Raw genomic sequence first — 16,035 nt, 5'->3', positions numbered from 1 at the left:
CCGCGGGGGAGCAGCGGCCCGCCGTCGAGGTGCCCGCGGATTCGCCCACGGTGCAGATTCCGGGCGCGGCGGTCGCCGCGAATGCCGCCGCGCAGACCAAGATTCTGCCCGCACCCGGCTCGACGGCGGACACCCGTCCGGTCGCGCAGGCTCCGCGCCCCGCCGGGCCGTCCGCGCAGCCGGCGCGGCCGCCGGTACCGCCGGCCACTCCGCCCGCGTCCGGCCCGGTCGCCCCGCCCGTTCCCGAGGCCGCGGGTCGCGCGGCGGCGGAGTCGGCGGCAGCGGCCGCGGAAGCCGCTCGCCGGGCCGCTGCCGAACAGCGGGCCGCCGGTATCGCCGCGCGGTCGAACAGCCCGACCGTGCGGATAGATATGCGTTCGGGCGTGCCGGAAATGCCGCCGACCGAACCACTCCCGGAAGCGGGCCCTCCGGATCCCGAACCGGCCACCGACGCCGCTCCTGGCGCGCAGGCGACCGAAGCCGCGGCCGAGAAGCCACCCGTGAACGATCCGGCGGCGGTCACCGAGCCGGAGCTGCCCGCAGCCGAGTCCGAAACGGACGCCACGGCCGCGGAATCGCAGGCCGGTACGGTGACCGCGGATCCGGGCACGCCCGAGCCCGCGGTAGCGCCCGGCCGAGACGATGTGCCGGACTCCTCGGCGGATCCGAGCCGGACCCCGGACGAACCGTCCGCCCCGAACGGGACGGTGGATTCTTCGGTGGACCGGAACGCGGTCTCGAACGGGTCCGCGGCCGGCACTTCCGACGCTGCGCCCACCTCGGACGAGACCTCCTCCGCCACCGCGACCTCCGCCCCGGACCCGGGAGCCGAGCCCGAGACGGCGGCCGGGACCGGCCCCACCGGACCACACACGGGTCCCGCGGACGAGGAAGAGTCCGAGGCCGCGCAGAGTTCCGGCTCCCCGGACGAGTCGGCCGGCACGGCGGGCGCGGAACCGGGACCGGTCGAGGAGGCGCAGGCTTCCGGCGCTGCCCGGCGAACCTGATTCCGGCGTGCCGGATCTGGATCTGAATCTGCTGGTCGCCTTGCACGCGCTGCTGGAAACCAACAGCGTCACCCTGGCCGCCGAACGGCTCAACACCTCGCCGCCGGCGATGAGCCGCACCCTGGCCCGGCTGCGGCGCGTGTACGACGACCCACTGCTGGTGCGCGCGGGCCGGCAGCTGGTGCCCACACCCCGCGCTCTCGAACTGCGGTTCGAGGTCGGCGCGCTGGTGGAGCAGGGGCGGGCGCTACTGGCCAAACCGGACACCGTCGATCCGACCGCCCTGGTTCGTGGTTTCGCCCTGCAGGTGGACGACGCGGTACTGCCCGAACTCGCGGCCCGGCTGCTCACCGAGGCGCGCGCCCGGGCGCCCGGGGTGACACTGCGCTTCGTGCCGCCCGACCCGGCCGGATCGGTGAGCGGCCTGCGCGACGGCCGGGTGGATGTCGAAGTGGGCGTGATCGCGCGCGCGGATCCGCAGACCCGGGTGGAGCGGGTGCGCGGTGACCGGCTGATCGGTGTGGCCGCGCCGGGACACCCCTTGGTGACCGAGCGCGTCACCGTCGCCGCGTACGCTGCCGCCGCGCATATCAGTGTCTCCGCGCGCGGTATCGCGCGCGGACCCGTCGACGACCGGCTCGCGCTGCACGGCCGGACGCGGCGGGTGGTGGCCACCGTCCCGGATCTCACCACCGCGTTGCTCGCGGTCCGGTCCGGGGAGGTCGTCTGCCCGGCACCGGCGATCGTCGCAAAGACGACTCTGCCCGCGCTGGGGCTGTGTTCGTTCGAGATTCCGCTGCCGCTGCCGGAGGTGACCATTTCGCTGGCCTGGCATCCGCGCAATACACCCGATCCGGGGCATGCCTGGCTGCGCACACTGCTGCGCCGGGCGCTGGCGGACGCGGATCCGGTGACCGGGACAGTCGGCGGCGCGACGGTTGGGCGGGTCCCACTTGGGTAACTGCTGGGCAGATTCCTGGCGGTGACCGGTGTCTGTGGCGCACCCTGGAATGTGTCGGTCGGTGCCGGGGCCGACATGGTGTACGGGTTAGATGGGTGGTCGCATGCAGACGAAGCGGCGGGCTGAAATACGGTGTGGGCGCCGGACGATGCTGTCCGATCTGGGGATTTCCGATGCTCCGGTGGCCACGGATCCGGTCGAGGAGGAAGCCACCCCCGGCTACGGTTGCCGCTGTACCCGCTGTGCCGATTCGCAGTGGAACGCACAGCGACTGAAGTACTGGCTGGCGAGCCGGCTGCTCGCCTTCGGGGCGGACGAGGCCGTGGTGGATCACCGCGTGGGCCCGATGACGGTGGACGTCTGGTGGCGGCGCGGCGGTGAACAATTCGCCATCGAGGTGCGCACCGGCCCACTGACCCAGCAACTCGCGCAAGACCATACCGATCGGCTGAAAGCGCTGGGCTGTTCCACGGTGCTGTGGTTGTGCGCACCGGGTTTCTGGGTGTCCCAGTTGCCGGCGCTCGGTATCGCCGATCTGTCGCCCGAATCGTGTGAGTACCGGGCGGTGCACGGGATATTGGAGCAGGGCCCGACCGGGCTGGTGGTGCCGGACGAGCGCCCCTACGAGCTGCGGGAATTCCTGCGGCAGTGGGTTGCGGGTGAGGTCGCGTGGGGTTATCGCGACCATTTCAGGAAGGGATGGGCAGCGGTGACCGACTGGGAGAAGCACACCCGGACCCAGGCGCTGATGCTCGAACAGCAGCGCCAGGAGCTGATGCAGCAGCGCACCGCGCTGGCGGTGGCCCGGCAATCGGTGCGGGAGAAGAAACGCCAGCTCGCCAAGGCCCATGCCCGGGTGGAGCGCACCGCGCAGCGGGCGCGGGAGCAGGCGGAGTCGGTGGCCGAGGTGGGCCGCCGGATCGCCGATCAGGAGCGGGTGCACCGCGCGTTGGAGGACACCATCCGCCGATTGCACAAGACGATCGACAATTGGCAGGTGATCACGGTTTTCGTGATGCTGCTGCTGGCGACGTTCATCGCCGCCACCATGTTCGTCAAACCCTGATCGCCGGGGCCGGCCGCCGTCAGGAGGCGGCGGTCAGCCGGAACGGCGCACGGTCCCAGCGCCATTCGTTGCGGACCGTGAGCGCGATCAGGTCGAGCAGGTCGAGCCCGGTGTCGTCGCGCAGGCTCCGGATGTCCGGGCGCCGGACCGGGCCTTCGGCGAGCAGTGTGGTCAGCCGGGTCTCGATCGCGGCGGGGACCGGGTGCGCGGCGAGTTCCCGTTCGCCGACGGCGCTGCCGGTCCACAGCAGCCAGCCCCACCCGTTCTCGTGTGCCCAGGCGCGCGCGGCGGCCGATTTCGCCCGGTTGACGTGGAATCCGAGATGGCCCAGCGGCTGCACATCGATCAATACCCGGCGGCCGTCGCCCAGTTCGGCGACCAGGGTGGGGAAATGCAGGCGTTCCTCACCGTCGACCCGGTAGCCGACGGCGTCGGGATATTCCTGGAAGGTGTGGATCCGGTCGTCGGTGTCGAGCAGCCGCATCAGCCGTGCCTCTAGTCCGGAATCGAAGCCGATATCGCGGCCGGGCTTGTGCAGATAGAACCGGCCGCGGCCGTCGTCGTCGAGGTCGAAGGCCCGGGCCGCGACGGTGGGCATCGGCGCCGCCGTGCCGGCCCCCGGCCAGTCGATCTTGTGCGGCCACGGGGCCGGCGGCCCGGCCGGTGCGTCCTCACGCAACCGGGACAGCAGATGGTTGGTCTTCTTGCGCCACGCCACCACCCGCTGAGTGACGAAACCCGCCACCCGTTTGGCATCGGCCGCGGAATGCCCCGCCAGTCGCAATTTCAGGTAGGACAAATCGTTGACCGCGAGATCGGTATCGGTGGCGTAGGTTTCGGCCAGCAGCGCGCGGGTGAGCACCGTATCCCGGGTACCGACGGCGTAGCGCCGGGCGAACTCCGGCACCGGCAGCCGCCCCGCCTGCGCGGTATGCCGCAGGAGTTCGCCCACCGCCTTGGTATGCAGCTGACGGGCCCGGTCGCGGGAGAAATCCCAGCGCGCGCCGATCCGGGTGAGCGTTTCGGGCCGGTCACCGGATACACCCAGCCGCAGCCGGAGAATCATCGCGGCCCGTTCCCGGTCCACGGCGTAGTCGTCGATCAGCTCCGCCAGCACCTGCGCGCAATCCTCGGGACCGAACGTCAGATGGTCGCGCAGATCGTCGGGGAAGGAATCGGCGGACGGCTCGTCGTACGCGGTGTCACGCGCTGGCTCCGTCTGCACTCATACCCCCTGTCGGGACCCGGATGCGGGATCGGCTCAATTCGTGTCGGCCAGCATAGCCGGGGCATCCGACACGCTTTCCGCGCACGCGGGCCCGGACCGCGCGACCTCCACCCGGGGCGGACCCCGCGGCGCGCCCCGTGTGCTCTAATGAACATTGCCGAGAGTTTGCTGATGTGGGGCTGTGGCCGGATCGACGTGGGCCGAAGCCCCGGCCAGGGCAGCCGCCGGACACGGAGGAACCGGGTCCGGCGGTATGTCGTCGAGATCGACCGAGGTGGAGGCGGCGTGCTGCATACGGATATCCCGACCCGGGATGAGATCAAAACCCTCGCGGAAGCCGGCGGCGACTGGTGTGTCTCGATCTACACACCCACCGAGTCCGACCTCGCCGACCCCGATCAGGACCGGATCGCCTTCTCGAATCAGGCCCGGCGCGTTCTCGAATCGGTCACCGACCCCGAGGCGCGCGCCGCCCTGGACGAAGAATTCGACGTCCATATCGACGACGCCATGTTCTGGCGGTTCCAGTCGCGCACGCTGGCGGTGCTGGCCACCCCGGGCCGCATTCGCACCTATCGGGTGCCCAACCGGCTGCCCGCCTCCGAGACGGTGGGCGACCGGTTCGATCTGACGCCGCTGCTACGTGCCGTGACCTTTCCCCAGACCGCCTTCGTCCTCGCGCTGGCCGAGGGCGGGGTGCGGCTGGTGGAGATCACCCCCGACCGCCCGGCCCGGACCGTGCCGGTTCCCGGGTTGCCCACCAGCGCCGCCGACCACGCCGGGAAAGCGAGTCTGGGCGACCGCGCCCCCAAACGCCGCGTCCAAGGCGACGAAGGCCGGAAGATGCGCCAGCGGCAGTACGCCCGGGCCATCGACGCCGAACTGCGCGACCTGCTCGCCGGCCGCGATGTTCCACTGATCCTGGCCGCGACCGAGCCGATCGACGCATTGTTCCGGAGCGTGAACAGCTACCCCAACCTGCTCGGCGAGAGCATCCCGGGAAATCCCGAGCAGGTCTCCGACGCCGAACTCGCCGACCGCTCCCGCGAGATCCTGGACCGCCATTACGCGGCCCAGCTGGCCGAACTGGTGGAGTTGCTGGAACTGCGCCGCGGGGAAGGCCGGGCCGCCACCGATCTCACCGACCTCGCACGCGCCGCGTCCGCGGGCGCCGTCGATACGTTGCTGGTCGATATGGAGGCCTCGGTCCCGGGGACGGTCTCCGCCGCCGGCGCGGTCGCCTTCGGTGAACCCGCCGCCGACGGGCAAACCGGCGTCCTCGACGAGATCACCCGCCGGGTCCTGCTGACCGGCGGCCGTGTGCTCGCGGTCCGCGCCGCCGACCTCCCCGGCGACGCACAGGCGGCGGGCCTGCTCCGCTACGCGCTGTAGGTCGGGGTCGGCCGCTCGCTGTCACCACACACGACGTCCGGGCCCTTGCGAATCTCATCGGGTCAACGCTGTTGCGCGATAACGAGATCGAACCGGTAGTCGCGTCCCTGCCCGATTACCCTTGTCGAGTGCCCGACGATCGACCGCCCGACCGCTCGTTACGCCTCATGTCCGATTACTGCTGCGTCTGGCCGCTGTGGCGCACCGACGGGCCCATGGACAGTAGGTCGCTCGGCCTGTCCGGGGAACTGGACCGAGATCTGCGTGCGTGGCAGGAGCATTTCGAAAGGTTGTTCCGGCATGACACCGGCTGGTCGTCACCGGCAGCGGCCCGCGCTTACGAGCAGAGTGGCCGGGCTCTCCTGAGACGGCTGAGTACCGAACTGCCGGATCATTACATCGAACTCGATCTGTGGCCGGTGGACGGAGGCTTCGTGCCGGGATGGGAAGAAGCTCCCGGGGTTCCGGGGCCGCGGACAAAGAATTCGACGGAACCCAGCACGTGACCGAGAGGGCGGTGACCGCGTTCGTCCCCTGATGCGCCCGGTCGATCTCAGACGGTGACGTCGAGTCGTGCGGCGACTGCCCGTGATTCGCGCTCGTTGAGCCGGCCGCCGTGAGTGACCAGTTCGGCCGCGAGCGAGCGGGCCAGCGGATGGCATTTCATGGATTCTTCGCTGATGGCGGTGCCGGTGCGCAGTGCGCCGAGGGTGCCGAGCCAGTCCCGCTGCTGGGCGTAGGCGCGGGAAAGTTCGAGCCATAGCCGGGCCCGGCGGTCGATCGATGGCACCGCGTCCGGGTCCACCGCGCCCGCCGCGTCCAGGGCATTGCCGGATTTACGGAGGTCGACCTGTACGGATACGGCGCTGATCTCGGTGTTCGCGACGCCGAACAGTGTCCAGGGGTGGGTCGATCCAGTGGGCAGTGCCCGGGCCATCCCCATCGCCTGATCGATGGCGCGTAATGCATCGCCTTCCCGGCCGATACGGGCCGCCGTGATCGCGCCGTGCAGTTGGCACGCACCCCAGAGCGCTTGTGCGTCTCGGTCGCCGTCCATATGCGGTTCGAGTAGCGCGGCGGCTTCGGAGGCGAGGCGATACGCGTCTTCCTCGCGGCCGGTCGAGCGCCAGACGTTGCCGAGTACCCACGAAGCGGATGCGAGCGTTATCGGGTCGTCGGCGATCTCGGCGGCCGACATGCACCGATCGGCGGCGAGCCACAACAGCGGCGCGTCCGCCACCCACGCGAGTACTTGCTCGGAGAGCGCGTAGGCACCCGACAGCGCGGCCGCGGCGGTGCGTCGGTCGGGTCCGTCGAGGGTACGTAGCGCGCGGCGGCCGTCGCGGATCAGTTCGGGCAGCATCGCGCCCGCATCGGCACGCGGCGTCACCGATGTGTGCCACAACCGCCACGCGCGTTCGACCCGTGCGGCGAGTTCGGCGGTGTCGACCGGTGACGGCGACGGGGTGAGATCGACCCCCTCGATCGCCTCGCGGATAGCCGGGACGACGGGATGCCCGGCGCGGCGGGACACGCCCACCAGCAACTCGTGGTCGCCGGTGATCTCGGTCAGATCTCGCACACCGAGGGCCTGCCCGATCCGCAGCAGCATATCCAGTGCCGGCGGACGCTGGAGGCGACCCTTTTCGACATCGCGTAGCCAGTCATCGGAACGGCCGACCAGACCGGCGACGACCGCGCGGGTCCGTCCGGTGCGGGTGCGGATGTTCTGGATGCGCTCGCCTATCGCGCGTGCGGCGAGTTCGTCAGGGGTCGGCATAGCGGCCTGCCTTCTTCGCGGGATCGGTCCACTCCGTAGATGAACTCGGGCCTGTCGGCCGGGCGACGTTCTCCGCGAAGGGGTCATCCCAGGATAGAGCCGCTGGTGAGGTCCCACCAGCGCCTCCGGTAGGGGGAATCCCCCTACCTCGCAAGGTGGTTCGCTTCCACCGGTATCGCGGGTGCGCACGGTTCAGGATCCTCTCCGCCACCCCCGCCGGGTCGGCGCGGTAGTCCTCGGCGGCGGTGGCAGCCACATGAACGCAGGGGACATAGACAGGGGACACTCGGTGCGACAGCGGCCAACCGCACTCGGATACATAGATCTGGACGCCAGTCAGTCGGTGATATGGGACCGGGCGCAGGTCCAGCGCTTGGCGCGCCATCTCGGGTACCTCGTGATCTGGCCCGATCTCGCATCTGTGCTCCCGCTGTTCGACCAGGTCCGTGCGGCCGATGTGGACGCGGTGGTCATGCCCGGCCCGCACCACCTCGGTCCGGTCGAGTTGAACCGGGTCATGAGCGTCGCCGACGTGGAAACGGTGCTACCGCGGTTGTCTTTCGCCCGATGGTTCATCGCAGGGGTGGGCCATTGATCACGCTGGGATTCGTGGTCGCGGCCGGGCTGCCGTTGGCCGTTTTGGTAGCTGCGATCGTGTGGCCGGAACCTACGGCTCCGCAGGCCGAGGCCGAGCGAGATACCAACGGGGAAGGGTCTTATCGTTCTCGCGTTGGCGTAGACCCGACCGACTCGCTATGAGTGCGGCGCTGTCAGAACAGAAAAGGCGCTTCCCGAGATTTCTCGAAAAGCGCCTTCGAACTGTATTGCCGTGGTGCGCGATACTGGGATTGAACCAGTGACCTCTTCCGTGTCAGGGAAGCGCTCTCCCGCTGAGCTAATCGCGCGAGGTGGAGACGGGAATCGAACCCGTGTGCACGGCTTTGCAGGCCGTTGCCTCACCACTCGGCCACTCCACCGCGCAAAGGGGGGAAGGCATACAATGCGCCTGGCCCTACCTCTCGAGCGGATGACGGGATTCGAACCCGCGACCCTCACCTTGGCAAGGTGATGCGCTACCAGCTGCGCTACATCCGCATTTCGCATCCCCGGGGGCTGTTGTGTCCTCCGTGGTGCGAGACAGAACATTAGCCCACCTTCGGCGAAACCTACAAATCGCCTGGTAGCGGCGGGTAAACTACACGCTTGTTATTCGCGGGATCCGAACGGCGGTGGCGGGGGAATCCCGCCCGCCCGGGCGCAGCGGGTCGGCCGCGGTTCAGGCCGGCAGCCTCCGGGGCGCCCGAGTGAGCCGGCGCCGGGTGTCCCGGGAACGGATGACAAGAGGGTGATTTGGTGGCGGATGGGTGGTGCGTGTTAAGGTTCGTACTCGTTCGGCAGGCATCGAAGAAGCCTTCCGAACTGTTCATCCCGGTCTCATAGCTCAGCGGGAGAGCGTCCGCCTCACACGCGGAAGGTCGCTGGTTCGATCCCAGCTGGGACCACAACAATCCCCCTGTCATATCACCTGGTCAGGGGGATTTTTTCATGATCCGGCACTCGGCCGAAGGTCGCGCGTTCGACTGGTTTCGGGCTCGCTATTCGATGTCGTAGTACTCGTCGACCCGATCCTCCAGTTCAGGGTGGGTAATCCAGTAGAGCCCGTACAGGTGGCGCATCGCCCAGTGCCAAGCGTCGTCACGGAAGCTCATGCCGTAGAACTCATCGTCCGGGTCTTCGAACGGGTATAGGTGTGCGGCTTCCTCTTCGGCTTCGGCCTCGGTCAGGTCACCGTAGCGATGCATCACCCAGGCGTACCGGCGTCGTTCGCGTTCCAGCAGTTGCACATAGACCTCGCGGTCGCGGGCCCATGAGCCGTTGTCCAGTGGACTGATCTCGTCGGGATCTTCTGTCATCCGGTGAACGTAGCGGGGTGTGGCCGTCGAGGTCGAGCGGCAATGCGGCGTAACCACAGCCGGTCGACCGGGCAGTGCCGGCCGATTCGTGGGCGGCTGCCGGGGGGGTGGGTCGGGTATGTGTACGGCATGCCTCACCGGTCTTCCTTCCAGGACGCCGCGTTCGCCGAGCCGACCGAGATCTTCGCGAGGCCTGTCGTATCGCCGGGGGTGCCCGGATCGAGCTCGACGTCCGTCCGGGATCGGTGGGCGGGCCAGGGGCTCCACCAGTTGGCGCGGCCCATCATCTTGACCAATGCGGGAACCAGGAGCATGCGCACGAGCGTGGCATCGATGAGGATGGCGAAGGCCATACCGACTCCGGCGATTTTCATGAGGTTGACCCCGGACAATGACGCTGCGCCGGTGACGATCAGCAGCAGTGCGGCGGCCGCGGTGATGGTGCGGCTGGTGGTCGCCATTCCGGTGCGTATCGCCTCGGCGGTATCGGCGCCGCGGTCGTGGGCTTCCACCATGCGGGACATGAGGAAGACCTCGTAGTCGGTGGACAGCCCGAATACCAGGGCGACGACCATGATGAGCGCACCGGCCGGCAGCGGACCGGCGGTGATGCCGAGCAATCCGGCCCGGGTCTCGTCCTGGAACAGCCAGGTCAATACACCGAAGGTGGCCAGGAGGCTGCAGGCTGCCATGGCAATGGCCTTGAGCGGCAGGACTATCGACCTGAAGGCGATGAGCATCAGGACGAAGGTTGCCACGACCATCACGGCGGCCATGGCGGGAAAGCCCCGCACGATGGCGGTATTGCTATCGGTGGAGACCGCGTTCTCGCCACCGACGAGCATATCGACCCCGGGTGGCCGGGGGATCGCGCGCAGCTCGGTGACCGCGTCGGAGGCGGCCGTGGAGAAATCGTCGGCGTCGAAGACGGCGTGCAGGACAACCGCGTCGTCTGTTCGTGCTTGCTGAACCACCATCCGTACACCGGGAACGTCTCCGGCGGCGCTGGTGAGTGCGCCGACCACACCGGGATCGGGCCGGGCTCCGTCGTCCTGCCGGACGAGCAGGGTCGCGCCGTTGTTGGCGAACGGGAAATCGGCGGTGACGGTCTGCTGCGCGACTCGCGCGGGGTTGTCCTCGGGCAGCCCGGTGACCTGGAAGCCGCCGAGTTGCAGGCCGGCGGCCGGCAGCGAGAAGACCGCCAGCACCGCCAGCACTCCGACAGCGGTGACGGCGGGTCGGCGGATCACAGCGTCGGCGATCCCGGTCCAGAAGGTGTGCGCGCGCTGTTGCCCGCGTTCGACAGCGCCGCGTCTCCAGCTCAACGCGTCGATCCTCGGTCCCAGCAGGACCAATACCGCGGGCACGGCGGTGACCGAGAGCAGCGCCGCGAGACCGATGGCGGCCGCGGCGCCGAAGCCCAGTGCCTGGAGCATGGCCAGGGGATAGACGGTCATACCGGCGAATCCGCAGATCAGCAGCAAAGCGGAGAACCCGACCGTTCGGCCGGCCGTGCGGATCGTGCGTCGCGCGGCCTCGACCGTCGTGCGGCCTTCGCGAAGCTCTTCCCGGAAACGGCTGATCACGAACAGGCTGTAGTCGATGGACAGGCCCAGCCCGAGGATCGAGGCGATATTGACGGCGAAGGCGCTGACATCGGTGAACTCGGATAGGACTCGTAGCAGCCCGAGCGATCCGAACACCGCGAGCCCGCCGACAGCGACGGGTACGGCGGCAGCGACCAGGCTGCCGAAGACCACGACGAGCAGGAGAAAGGTCAGGGGCACGGCGACGGCTTCTGCCAGGAGCAGGTCGTTCTTCGACTCCTCGTTGGTGGCCATGGTGGTCGCGTTCCAGCCCGAGAATTCGCTGCCGATCCCCGGGATCTGCAATCGGGGGACCAGTTCGGTGTAGGCGCGCAGCCGTTGGCTCTCGTCTCCGGCCAGGGTGAGGACGGCCAGGCCTTTGGTGCGATCGGAGGAGGCCAGGGCGAGTCTCAGCTGAGCGTTCGAGGTCCAATAGGACTCCGGAGGTTTGGCGAGGACGGAGTCGTCGATGCTGTCGAGGCGTTCGACCACGGATGTCGCGATGTCATCGACGGATTGCCCGGCGGGGGCGGTGTAGATGACCACCACATCGGGTGTCTGCCTGCCGATACTGTTCTCGATCCATCGGTCGACCTCGGCCGATTCACTTCCCGGGTCGGTGTAGCCGGCGAGATTGAGGCGGTCGAATACCCCGAGCCCCCACGCTCCCGAGAGCAGCAGCACGCCTACCGCTATGGCGGTGACCAGTATCGGACGGTTCGTGACCAGGCGATCGAGCCGGTTGTTCATGGTGCTTTCTCCTCGATGGGCGAAGACCGGCGAGCCCGACCACAAACCGAGAAATGTAGCCATGCGCCGCGCTAACCTGACAGTGACTATCAGTTGCCTTCAGATTATGCGTGCGCGCCGATACCTGCAAGTGACTGTCAGGATTGGCCGATCCGGAGCGAATCGATGCCGGAATGAACAGCTCTACGCCACGACTGTTCAGGTAGTTGCTATCACTCGAGCAGGCGCGCGCTACCATTTGCTCGTGTACGACCCGACGCCCCGACCCACGGCATGGGAGCGCAGAAGAGTCGAGGCCATGGCCAAGATCCAGCAGGTCGCCATGGAACTGTTCGACCGTGACGGATACGACAACGTCACCGTCGAGCGGGTCGCGGCGGATGCGGGCGTATCGCCCAGTTCGGTGTACCGGTACTTCGGGACCAAAGAGAAACTCGTACTCCACGACGAGTACGACCCCGAGATCTTGCGCCTGCTCGAAACCGCGGGTGAGGGTGACATCGTGGAGCCGCAGGCCCTGCTCGCCGTCGCGCGGGCGGTTACGCCGGTACTCATCGAAACCATGCTGGGTCCGGCGGCGGAGGCGCGCATTCGCCGCCGGCTTCATTTCGTCCGCACCGTCCCGGCCCTCAAAGACGCCATGACCCAGCAGAACCGCGAGCTGGAGGAGAGCCTGCGGAAGGTGCTCGGTAACCGGACCGGCCGCACGGCCGACGATCTCGATATCTGGATGGTGGCCGCTGCCGCGGCCTGGATTTGTTTCGCTGCGCTGAATCACTGGGCCGAGCAGGGTTACCCGGGGCCGCTCAAGGATGTCTACGCGAAAGCGATAGACAGTATCGTCGGCTACGCCGAAAACGTCTTCGGAAGTCGGTGACCGGACTCGGGACCCGGCGATGACCGGGTAACGCTGTGTCGGCCGGCGCCGCTGTTATGGCCGCGCGCCGCGAGGTGCGGCGGCGGCGTGTAGCGGTCCGGCCACGTTCGATATCAGTCGGGTGGTTCCGGGGCGTCTTCCGCGGTAGTTATCTCGGGCGCGTTCTCGCGGGTGGCCATACCGCCCCGGCGCCGACGGTCCTTCGGGCCGGGGGGTGCGGGTTCGGGAGCTTTGTCGGGGTATTCGTCATCGTGCTTCTTTTCCGTCACATCGTCTCCTTCCGTTTCCCGGCCTACCCGGCACGGCCGATTCGAAAAAGGTGATCCGGTGTGCCCGCCGGGCCGGCCGCTCGACGGTTCGCGGGTGCCCGGCCCGACCCGCGGGACCCGAGGCGCCCTGTTTACCGGCCGATTGTCGATAGCCTGACCGTATGACAGAGAACCGGCTGGTCGGAGCGGATATGCCGGCGCCACGCCATCGCCCGCCCGATGGAGTGGACGACAAGACGATCGAGGCCGTCGGAAAGCTGACCGAAGCGTGGGAAACGACCCAGCGCGCCCGCGGTCACCTGTACGCCTTCCATCAGCTGACCGGTGGTGCCGATCTGGCTCTGGAACGCGCCGCCACCCTGTTCCGGGAGGCGGGGCACGAGGACATCGCTACCCGGATGTGGACCGATCTGATCGGGTGCAACGTCCTGCCGGGGCGGTGGACCTTTCAGATCGTCGAGGAGTACGACGACGGCTACTACGAACTGTTCCGCACCATCGAGCGGGCGGCCCGGGACGAGTTCATGGAAGGCCGTCGCCATGTATACGAGGCGCGGATGAAAGAGGAGCGCCGGAGCCACGGTCGCCCCGGGCATGAAGCTCGTCCGCAGTGAGGACGGTGCGTCCGGAAGTGGTGCCGCCGTGGAACGCGATGGCGATCACGCGGCCGGTGGGGCGGGCGGGGCGTGACCGTCGTCTGCTCGGCGGCCGGCCGATGCGACCGGCGGACGGTCCGCTGTCGCGCCGGCGGGTTCGCCGAGCAGGGTGGTGAAGGCCGGAGGATTGCGAACTCGCAGCGGCGGGAGCGCGCCCTCGTACCGTTCGATCTGCACCAGGCAGCTGTTCGCCGACGGACCCTGGGTCAGGGAACTGGTGCCGATATCGTTGGTGACGGTATTCGGATTGCCGTGCACGTCCAGCGAGAGCGGGTCGGCGGCGTCCGCGGGGTCGTACCAGGCTCCCGTCGCGATCTGCGCGACGCCGGGCCGGAGGGCGTCGGAAACACGCAGCCCGGCCAGCAGCGCCCCGCGATCGTTGAAGACCCGGACGATATCGCCCTCGGTGAGCCCGCGCGCCGCGGCGTCGGCGGGATTCATCCGCAGTGGTTCGCGGCCTCGGATCTTGGATTCCTGACTGGTGCGGCCGAAGTCGAGCTGACTGTGCAGCCGGGTCGCGGGCTGATGCGACAGCAGATGCAGCGGGAATCGTCGCGCGAGTGGCGCGCCGAGCCATTCGCGCGGTGGATACCAGGCCGGGTGGCCGGCGCAGTCGGGATAGCCGAAACCGTCGATGGTGCGAGAGAACAGTTCGATCCGGCCCGACGGGGTCGCCAGCGGATAGCGGTCGGGATCCGCACGGAACCGGTCCAGGACATGGGTGGTTTCGCGTAGATGCGGTCCGAGATCGATCGGGGGACCGTCGCGGAAGGTCGCATAGTCGGGAAGGGTGACCCCCGCGGCGGCCGCACCGGCGACGGTGGTGTTCCAGAGGTACGCGACCCACTGGGTCTCGTCGCGGCCCTCGGTGAAACGCGGCCCGAAGCCGAGCCGTCCGGCCAGTCCGGCGAAAACGGCGTGATCGGACCGGGCCTGCCCGAAGGGTGGGAGCGCGCGCCGCATCGGTGTGAGCCACTGGTCCTGCCGGGCGGCGGCGAAATCCTCGCGCTCCTGGGCCGCCGTCACGGGGAGCACGATATCGGCGAAGCGGGCGGTCGCGGTCCAGCCGATTTCGTGCACGATCACCGTGCGCGGCCGGGACCAGGCGCGCCGCAGCCGGTTGAGGTCCTGGTGATGGTGGAAGGGATTACCGCCGGCCCAGTAGATCAAGTCGATATCGGGATAGGTGAGACTGCGGCCGTTGTAATCGAAACGCGCGCCGGGGTTTTCGAGCATCTCGGTGAGCCGCGCCACCGGGACGATATCGGAGACCGGGTTGCCGGGCTGCGGGAAGCCGGCGATATCGAAGGGCGGGTTGCCCCGCCGCGTCTCATTGGTCAGGCCCACCCCGGAACCCATGAGTACACCGCCGCCGGGCAGTCCGATATAGCCGAGTGCGCAGGCCAGGGCCCAGCCGGCCCAATAGGTCTGTTCCCCGTGCTCGGCCCGCTGCAACGCGTACGGCAGCCCGATGAGACAGCGTTGCCGGGCCAGCAGCCGGGCCAGGTCGCGGATCTCGTCGGCGGGAACCTCCGAGAGTGCGGCGGCCCACTCGGGAGTCTTGGGCTCGCCGTCCACGCCACCGGTCAGGTATTCGGCGAACCGGTCGAATCCGGTGGTGTAGCGGTCGAGGAACGCGCGGTCGTGCAGGTCCTCGGTGATCAGGGTGTGGGTCAGCGCCAGCATGATCGCGACATCGCTGTGCGGACGGCACGGGATCCAGCGGGCCGCCAGGTCCGGATGCGCGTCGTCCCGGACGGGACCGATATGCACGAAATCGACTCCCGCCCGGCGTAGTTCGGACAGTCGCTCGCGGCGCGGGTGGGCGCCGATACCGCCGGGATTGACCTGGGTATTGCGTTGCGCCCCGCCGCCGAAGAGGACGACCCGGGCGCAGTGCCGCGCGATATCCGCGGTGCCGGGAGTCTGGCGCGCCGCGAAATAGGCGTTCATACCGAGGACATGGGGGATGAGAACCTCGGCCGCGGCGAACGAATAGGTGTCCACCGAGGCGGTGTATCCGCCGAACATCTGCAGGAAGCGGTGGATCTGACTCTGCGCGTGATGGAAACGGCCCGCGCTGGCCCACCCGTAGGACCCGCCGTAGATCGCCCGGTTGCCGCCGGTCTCCCGCGCCGCGCACAGGGCGTCGGCCGCGATATCGAGGGCTTCGTCCCATTCGACCTCGACGAACGGTTCACGACCGCGCAGGCGGGGATCGGCCGCGGTGCGGTCGCGGTAGTAGCCGAGGCGGATGGCGGGGCGGGCGATCCGGTGCTCGGGGTCCTGGACCGCGGCCAGCGACCGGCCGATGGGGGAGGGCTGCGGGTCGCGGGGGTCGGGGGTGACCGAAATGCTGCCGTCGGCGGCGGTCCCGAGATGGTAATTGCCCCAGTGGGTGGCGGTGGGCCGCGTCGTCCGCGTCATGGTCGTTCCTTTCCGGCGGGCGTACCCGACCCATTCTCCTCATTCGAACGGTAGGTGGCGGTGGCCGGCCGCGTCGCGGTGGCCGGGGGTGGGGCGCTCGCGCGGTACGGGCGTTGCTATCTT

The 16,035-nt window shown here is 68.9% G+C and carries 13 protein-coding genes, 4 tRNA genes and 1 pseudogene; 9 read left to right on the top strand and 9 right to left on the bottom strand.

From position 1 onward, the window contains the following. The 3 genes and pseudogenes from ACWDU1_RS04255 to ACWDU1_RS04245 all read left to right on the top strand — a co-directional run. Positions 1-1,007: pseudogene (locus ACWDU1_RS04255) on the top strand (hypothetical protein); the annotation flags it as partial. 7 nt (positions 1,008-1,014) lie between these two features. Then, complete coding sequence (locus ACWDU1_RS04250; RefSeq protein ID WP_449995828.1) at positions 1,015-1,968, top strand: LysR family transcriptional regulator; 954 nt, start codon at positions 1,015-1,017, stop codon at positions 1,966-1,968. 181 nt (positions 1,969-2,149) lie between these two features. Further along, positions 2,150-3,034 carry a hypothetical protein gene (locus ACWDU1_RS04245; protein ID WP_449995827.1) on the top strand — a complete coding sequence of 295 codons (885 nt, stop codon included), beginning with the start codon at positions 2,150-2,152 and terminating at the stop codon, positions 3,032-3,034. A 19-nt stretch (positions 3,035-3,053) separates the two neighbouring features. Here ACWDU1_RS04245 and ACWDU1_RS04240 read toward each other — a convergent pair whose 3' ends face one another. Continuing rightward, positions 3,054-4,259 carry a hypothetical protein gene (locus ACWDU1_RS04240; RefSeq protein ID WP_449995826.1) on the bottom strand — a complete coding sequence of 402 codons (1,206 nt, stop codon included), beginning with the start codon at positions 4,257-4,259 and terminating at the stop codon, positions 3,054-3,056. A gap of 288 nt (positions 4,260-4,547) precedes the next feature. Here ACWDU1_RS04240 and ACWDU1_RS04235 point away from each other — a divergent pair, with 288 nt between their 5' ends. Continuing rightward, positions 4,548-5,654 (top strand): baeRF11 domain-containing protein, encoded by a 1,107-nt coding sequence (locus ACWDU1_RS04235; RefSeq protein ID WP_449995825.1) that lies wholly within the window; start codon positions 4,548-4,550, stop codon positions 5,652-5,654. A gap of 128 nt (positions 5,655-5,782) precedes the next feature. Next, the gene (locus ACWDU1_RS04230) at positions 5,783-6,160 is read left to right on the top strand and encodes a hypothetical protein (protein WP_449995824.1); all 378 of its coding nucleotides are present in this window, start codon (positions 5,783-5,785) and stop codon (positions 6,158-6,160) included. 47 nt (positions 6,161-6,207) lie between these two features. Here ACWDU1_RS04230 and ACWDU1_RS04225 read toward each other — a convergent pair whose 3' ends face one another. Continuing rightward, a complete protein-coding gene (locus ACWDU1_RS04225; protein WP_449995823.1) occupies positions 6,208-7,434 on the bottom strand; it encodes a helix-turn-helix domain-containing protein in 1,227 nt (408 codons plus the stop codon). A gap of 289 nt (positions 7,435-7,723) precedes the next feature. Between ACWDU1_RS04225 and ACWDU1_RS04220 the strand changes: the two genes are divergently transcribed. Continuing rightward, positions 7,724-8,029, top strand: a complete 306-nt coding sequence (locus ACWDU1_RS04220) for a hypothetical protein (RefSeq protein ID WP_449995822.1) — start codon at positions 7,724-7,726, stop codon at positions 8,027-8,029. A gap of 235 nt (positions 8,030-8,264) precedes the next feature. Here the strand turns inward: ACWDU1_RS04220 and ACWDU1_RS04215 are convergent. From ACWDU1_RS04215 to ACWDU1_RS04205, 3 genes are all read right to left on the bottom strand, one after another. Next, positions 8,265-8,339: transfer RNA gene (locus tag ACWDU1_RS04215), tRNA-Val, on the bottom strand. A 1-nt stretch (position 8,340) separates the two neighbouring features. Further along, positions 8,341-8,411, bottom strand: a tRNA-Cys gene (locus ACWDU1_RS04210). 45 nt (positions 8,412-8,456) lie between these two features. Next, positions 8,457-8,529 (bottom strand) — tRNA-Gly (locus ACWDU1_RS04205). A 335-nt stretch (positions 8,530-8,864) separates the two neighbouring features. Here ACWDU1_RS04205 and ACWDU1_RS04200 point away from each other — a divergent pair. After that, positions 8,865-8,936 (top strand) — tRNA-Val (locus ACWDU1_RS04200). A 93-nt stretch (positions 8,937-9,029) separates the two neighbouring features. Here ACWDU1_RS04200 and ACWDU1_RS04195 read toward each other — a convergent pair. Together ACWDU1_RS04195 and ACWDU1_RS04190 are read right to left on the bottom strand one after the other, a co-directional pair. Next, a complete protein-coding gene (locus tag ACWDU1_RS04195; RefSeq protein ID WP_449995821.1) occupies positions 9,030-9,347 on the bottom strand; it encodes a hypothetical protein in 318 nt (105 codons plus the stop codon). Positions 9,348-9,481: 134 nt separating this feature from the next. Continuing rightward, positions 9,482-11,683 (bottom strand): MMPL family transporter, encoded by a 2,202-nt coding sequence (locus ACWDU1_RS04190; protein ID WP_449995820.1) that lies wholly within the window; start codon positions 11,681-11,683, stop codon positions 9,482-9,484. 244 nt (positions 11,684-11,927) lie between these two features. Between ACWDU1_RS04190 and ACWDU1_RS04185 the strand changes: the two genes are divergently transcribed. Beyond that, a complete protein-coding gene (locus ACWDU1_RS04185) occupies positions 11,928-12,560 on the top strand; it encodes a TetR/AcrR family transcriptional regulator (protein ID WP_449995819.1) in 633 nt (210 codons plus the stop codon). 113 nt (positions 12,561-12,673) lie between these two features. On the opposite strand, the gene ACWDU1_RS04180 is transcribed toward ACWDU1_RS04185, so the two are convergent. Next, the gene (locus ACWDU1_RS04180) at positions 12,674-12,829 is read right to left on the bottom strand and encodes a hypothetical protein (RefSeq protein ID WP_449995818.1); all 156 of its coding nucleotides are present in this window, start codon (positions 12,827-12,829) and stop codon (positions 12,674-12,676) included. Between the two features lie 161 nt (positions 12,830-12,990). On the opposite strand from ACWDU1_RS04180, the gene ACWDU1_RS04175 reads away from it, so the two are divergent. Further along, a complete protein-coding gene (locus ACWDU1_RS04175; protein ID WP_449995817.1) occupies positions 12,991-13,443 on the top strand; it encodes a hypothetical protein in 453 nt (150 codons plus the stop codon). Between the two features lie 45 nt (positions 13,444-13,488). On the opposite strand, the gene ACWDU1_RS04170 is transcribed toward ACWDU1_RS04175, so the two are convergent. Then, positions 13,489-15,912: a molybdopterin-dependent oxidoreductase gene (locus ACWDU1_RS04170; RefSeq protein ID WP_449995816.1), complete on the bottom strand. Its 2,424-nt coding sequence runs from the start codon at positions 15,910-15,912 to the stop codon at positions 13,489-13,491. Positions 15,913-16,035: the final 123 nt, after the last annotated feature.

The sequence above is a fragment of the Nocardia sp. NPDC003345 genome, assembly GCF_053589395.1.
Note: the sequence above shows the minus strand (reverse complement) of the source record. Positions and strands in the feature narration are given on the sequence as shown.

Coding starts and splice junctions, on each gene's coding strand:
- ACWDU1_RS04225 (WP_449995823.1), bottom strand. CDS start 7,434: ATGCCGACCCCTGACGAACTCGCCGCACGCGCGATAGGCGAGCGCATC.
- ACWDU1_RS04195 (WP_449995821.1), bottom strand. CDS start 9,347: ATGACAGAAGATCCCGACGAGATCAGTCCACTGGACAACGGCTCATGG.
- ACWDU1_RS04190 (WP_449995820.1), bottom strand. CDS start 11,683: ATGAACAACCGGCTCGATCGCCTGGTCACGAACCGTCCGATACTGGTC.
- ACWDU1_RS04175 (WP_449995817.1), top strand. CDS start 12,991: ATGACAGAGAACCGGCTGGTCGGAGCGGATATGCCGGCGCCACGCCAT.
- ACWDU1_RS04170 (WP_449995816.1), bottom strand. CDS start 15,912: ATGACGCGGACGACGCGGCCCACCGCCACCCACTGGGGCAATTACCAT.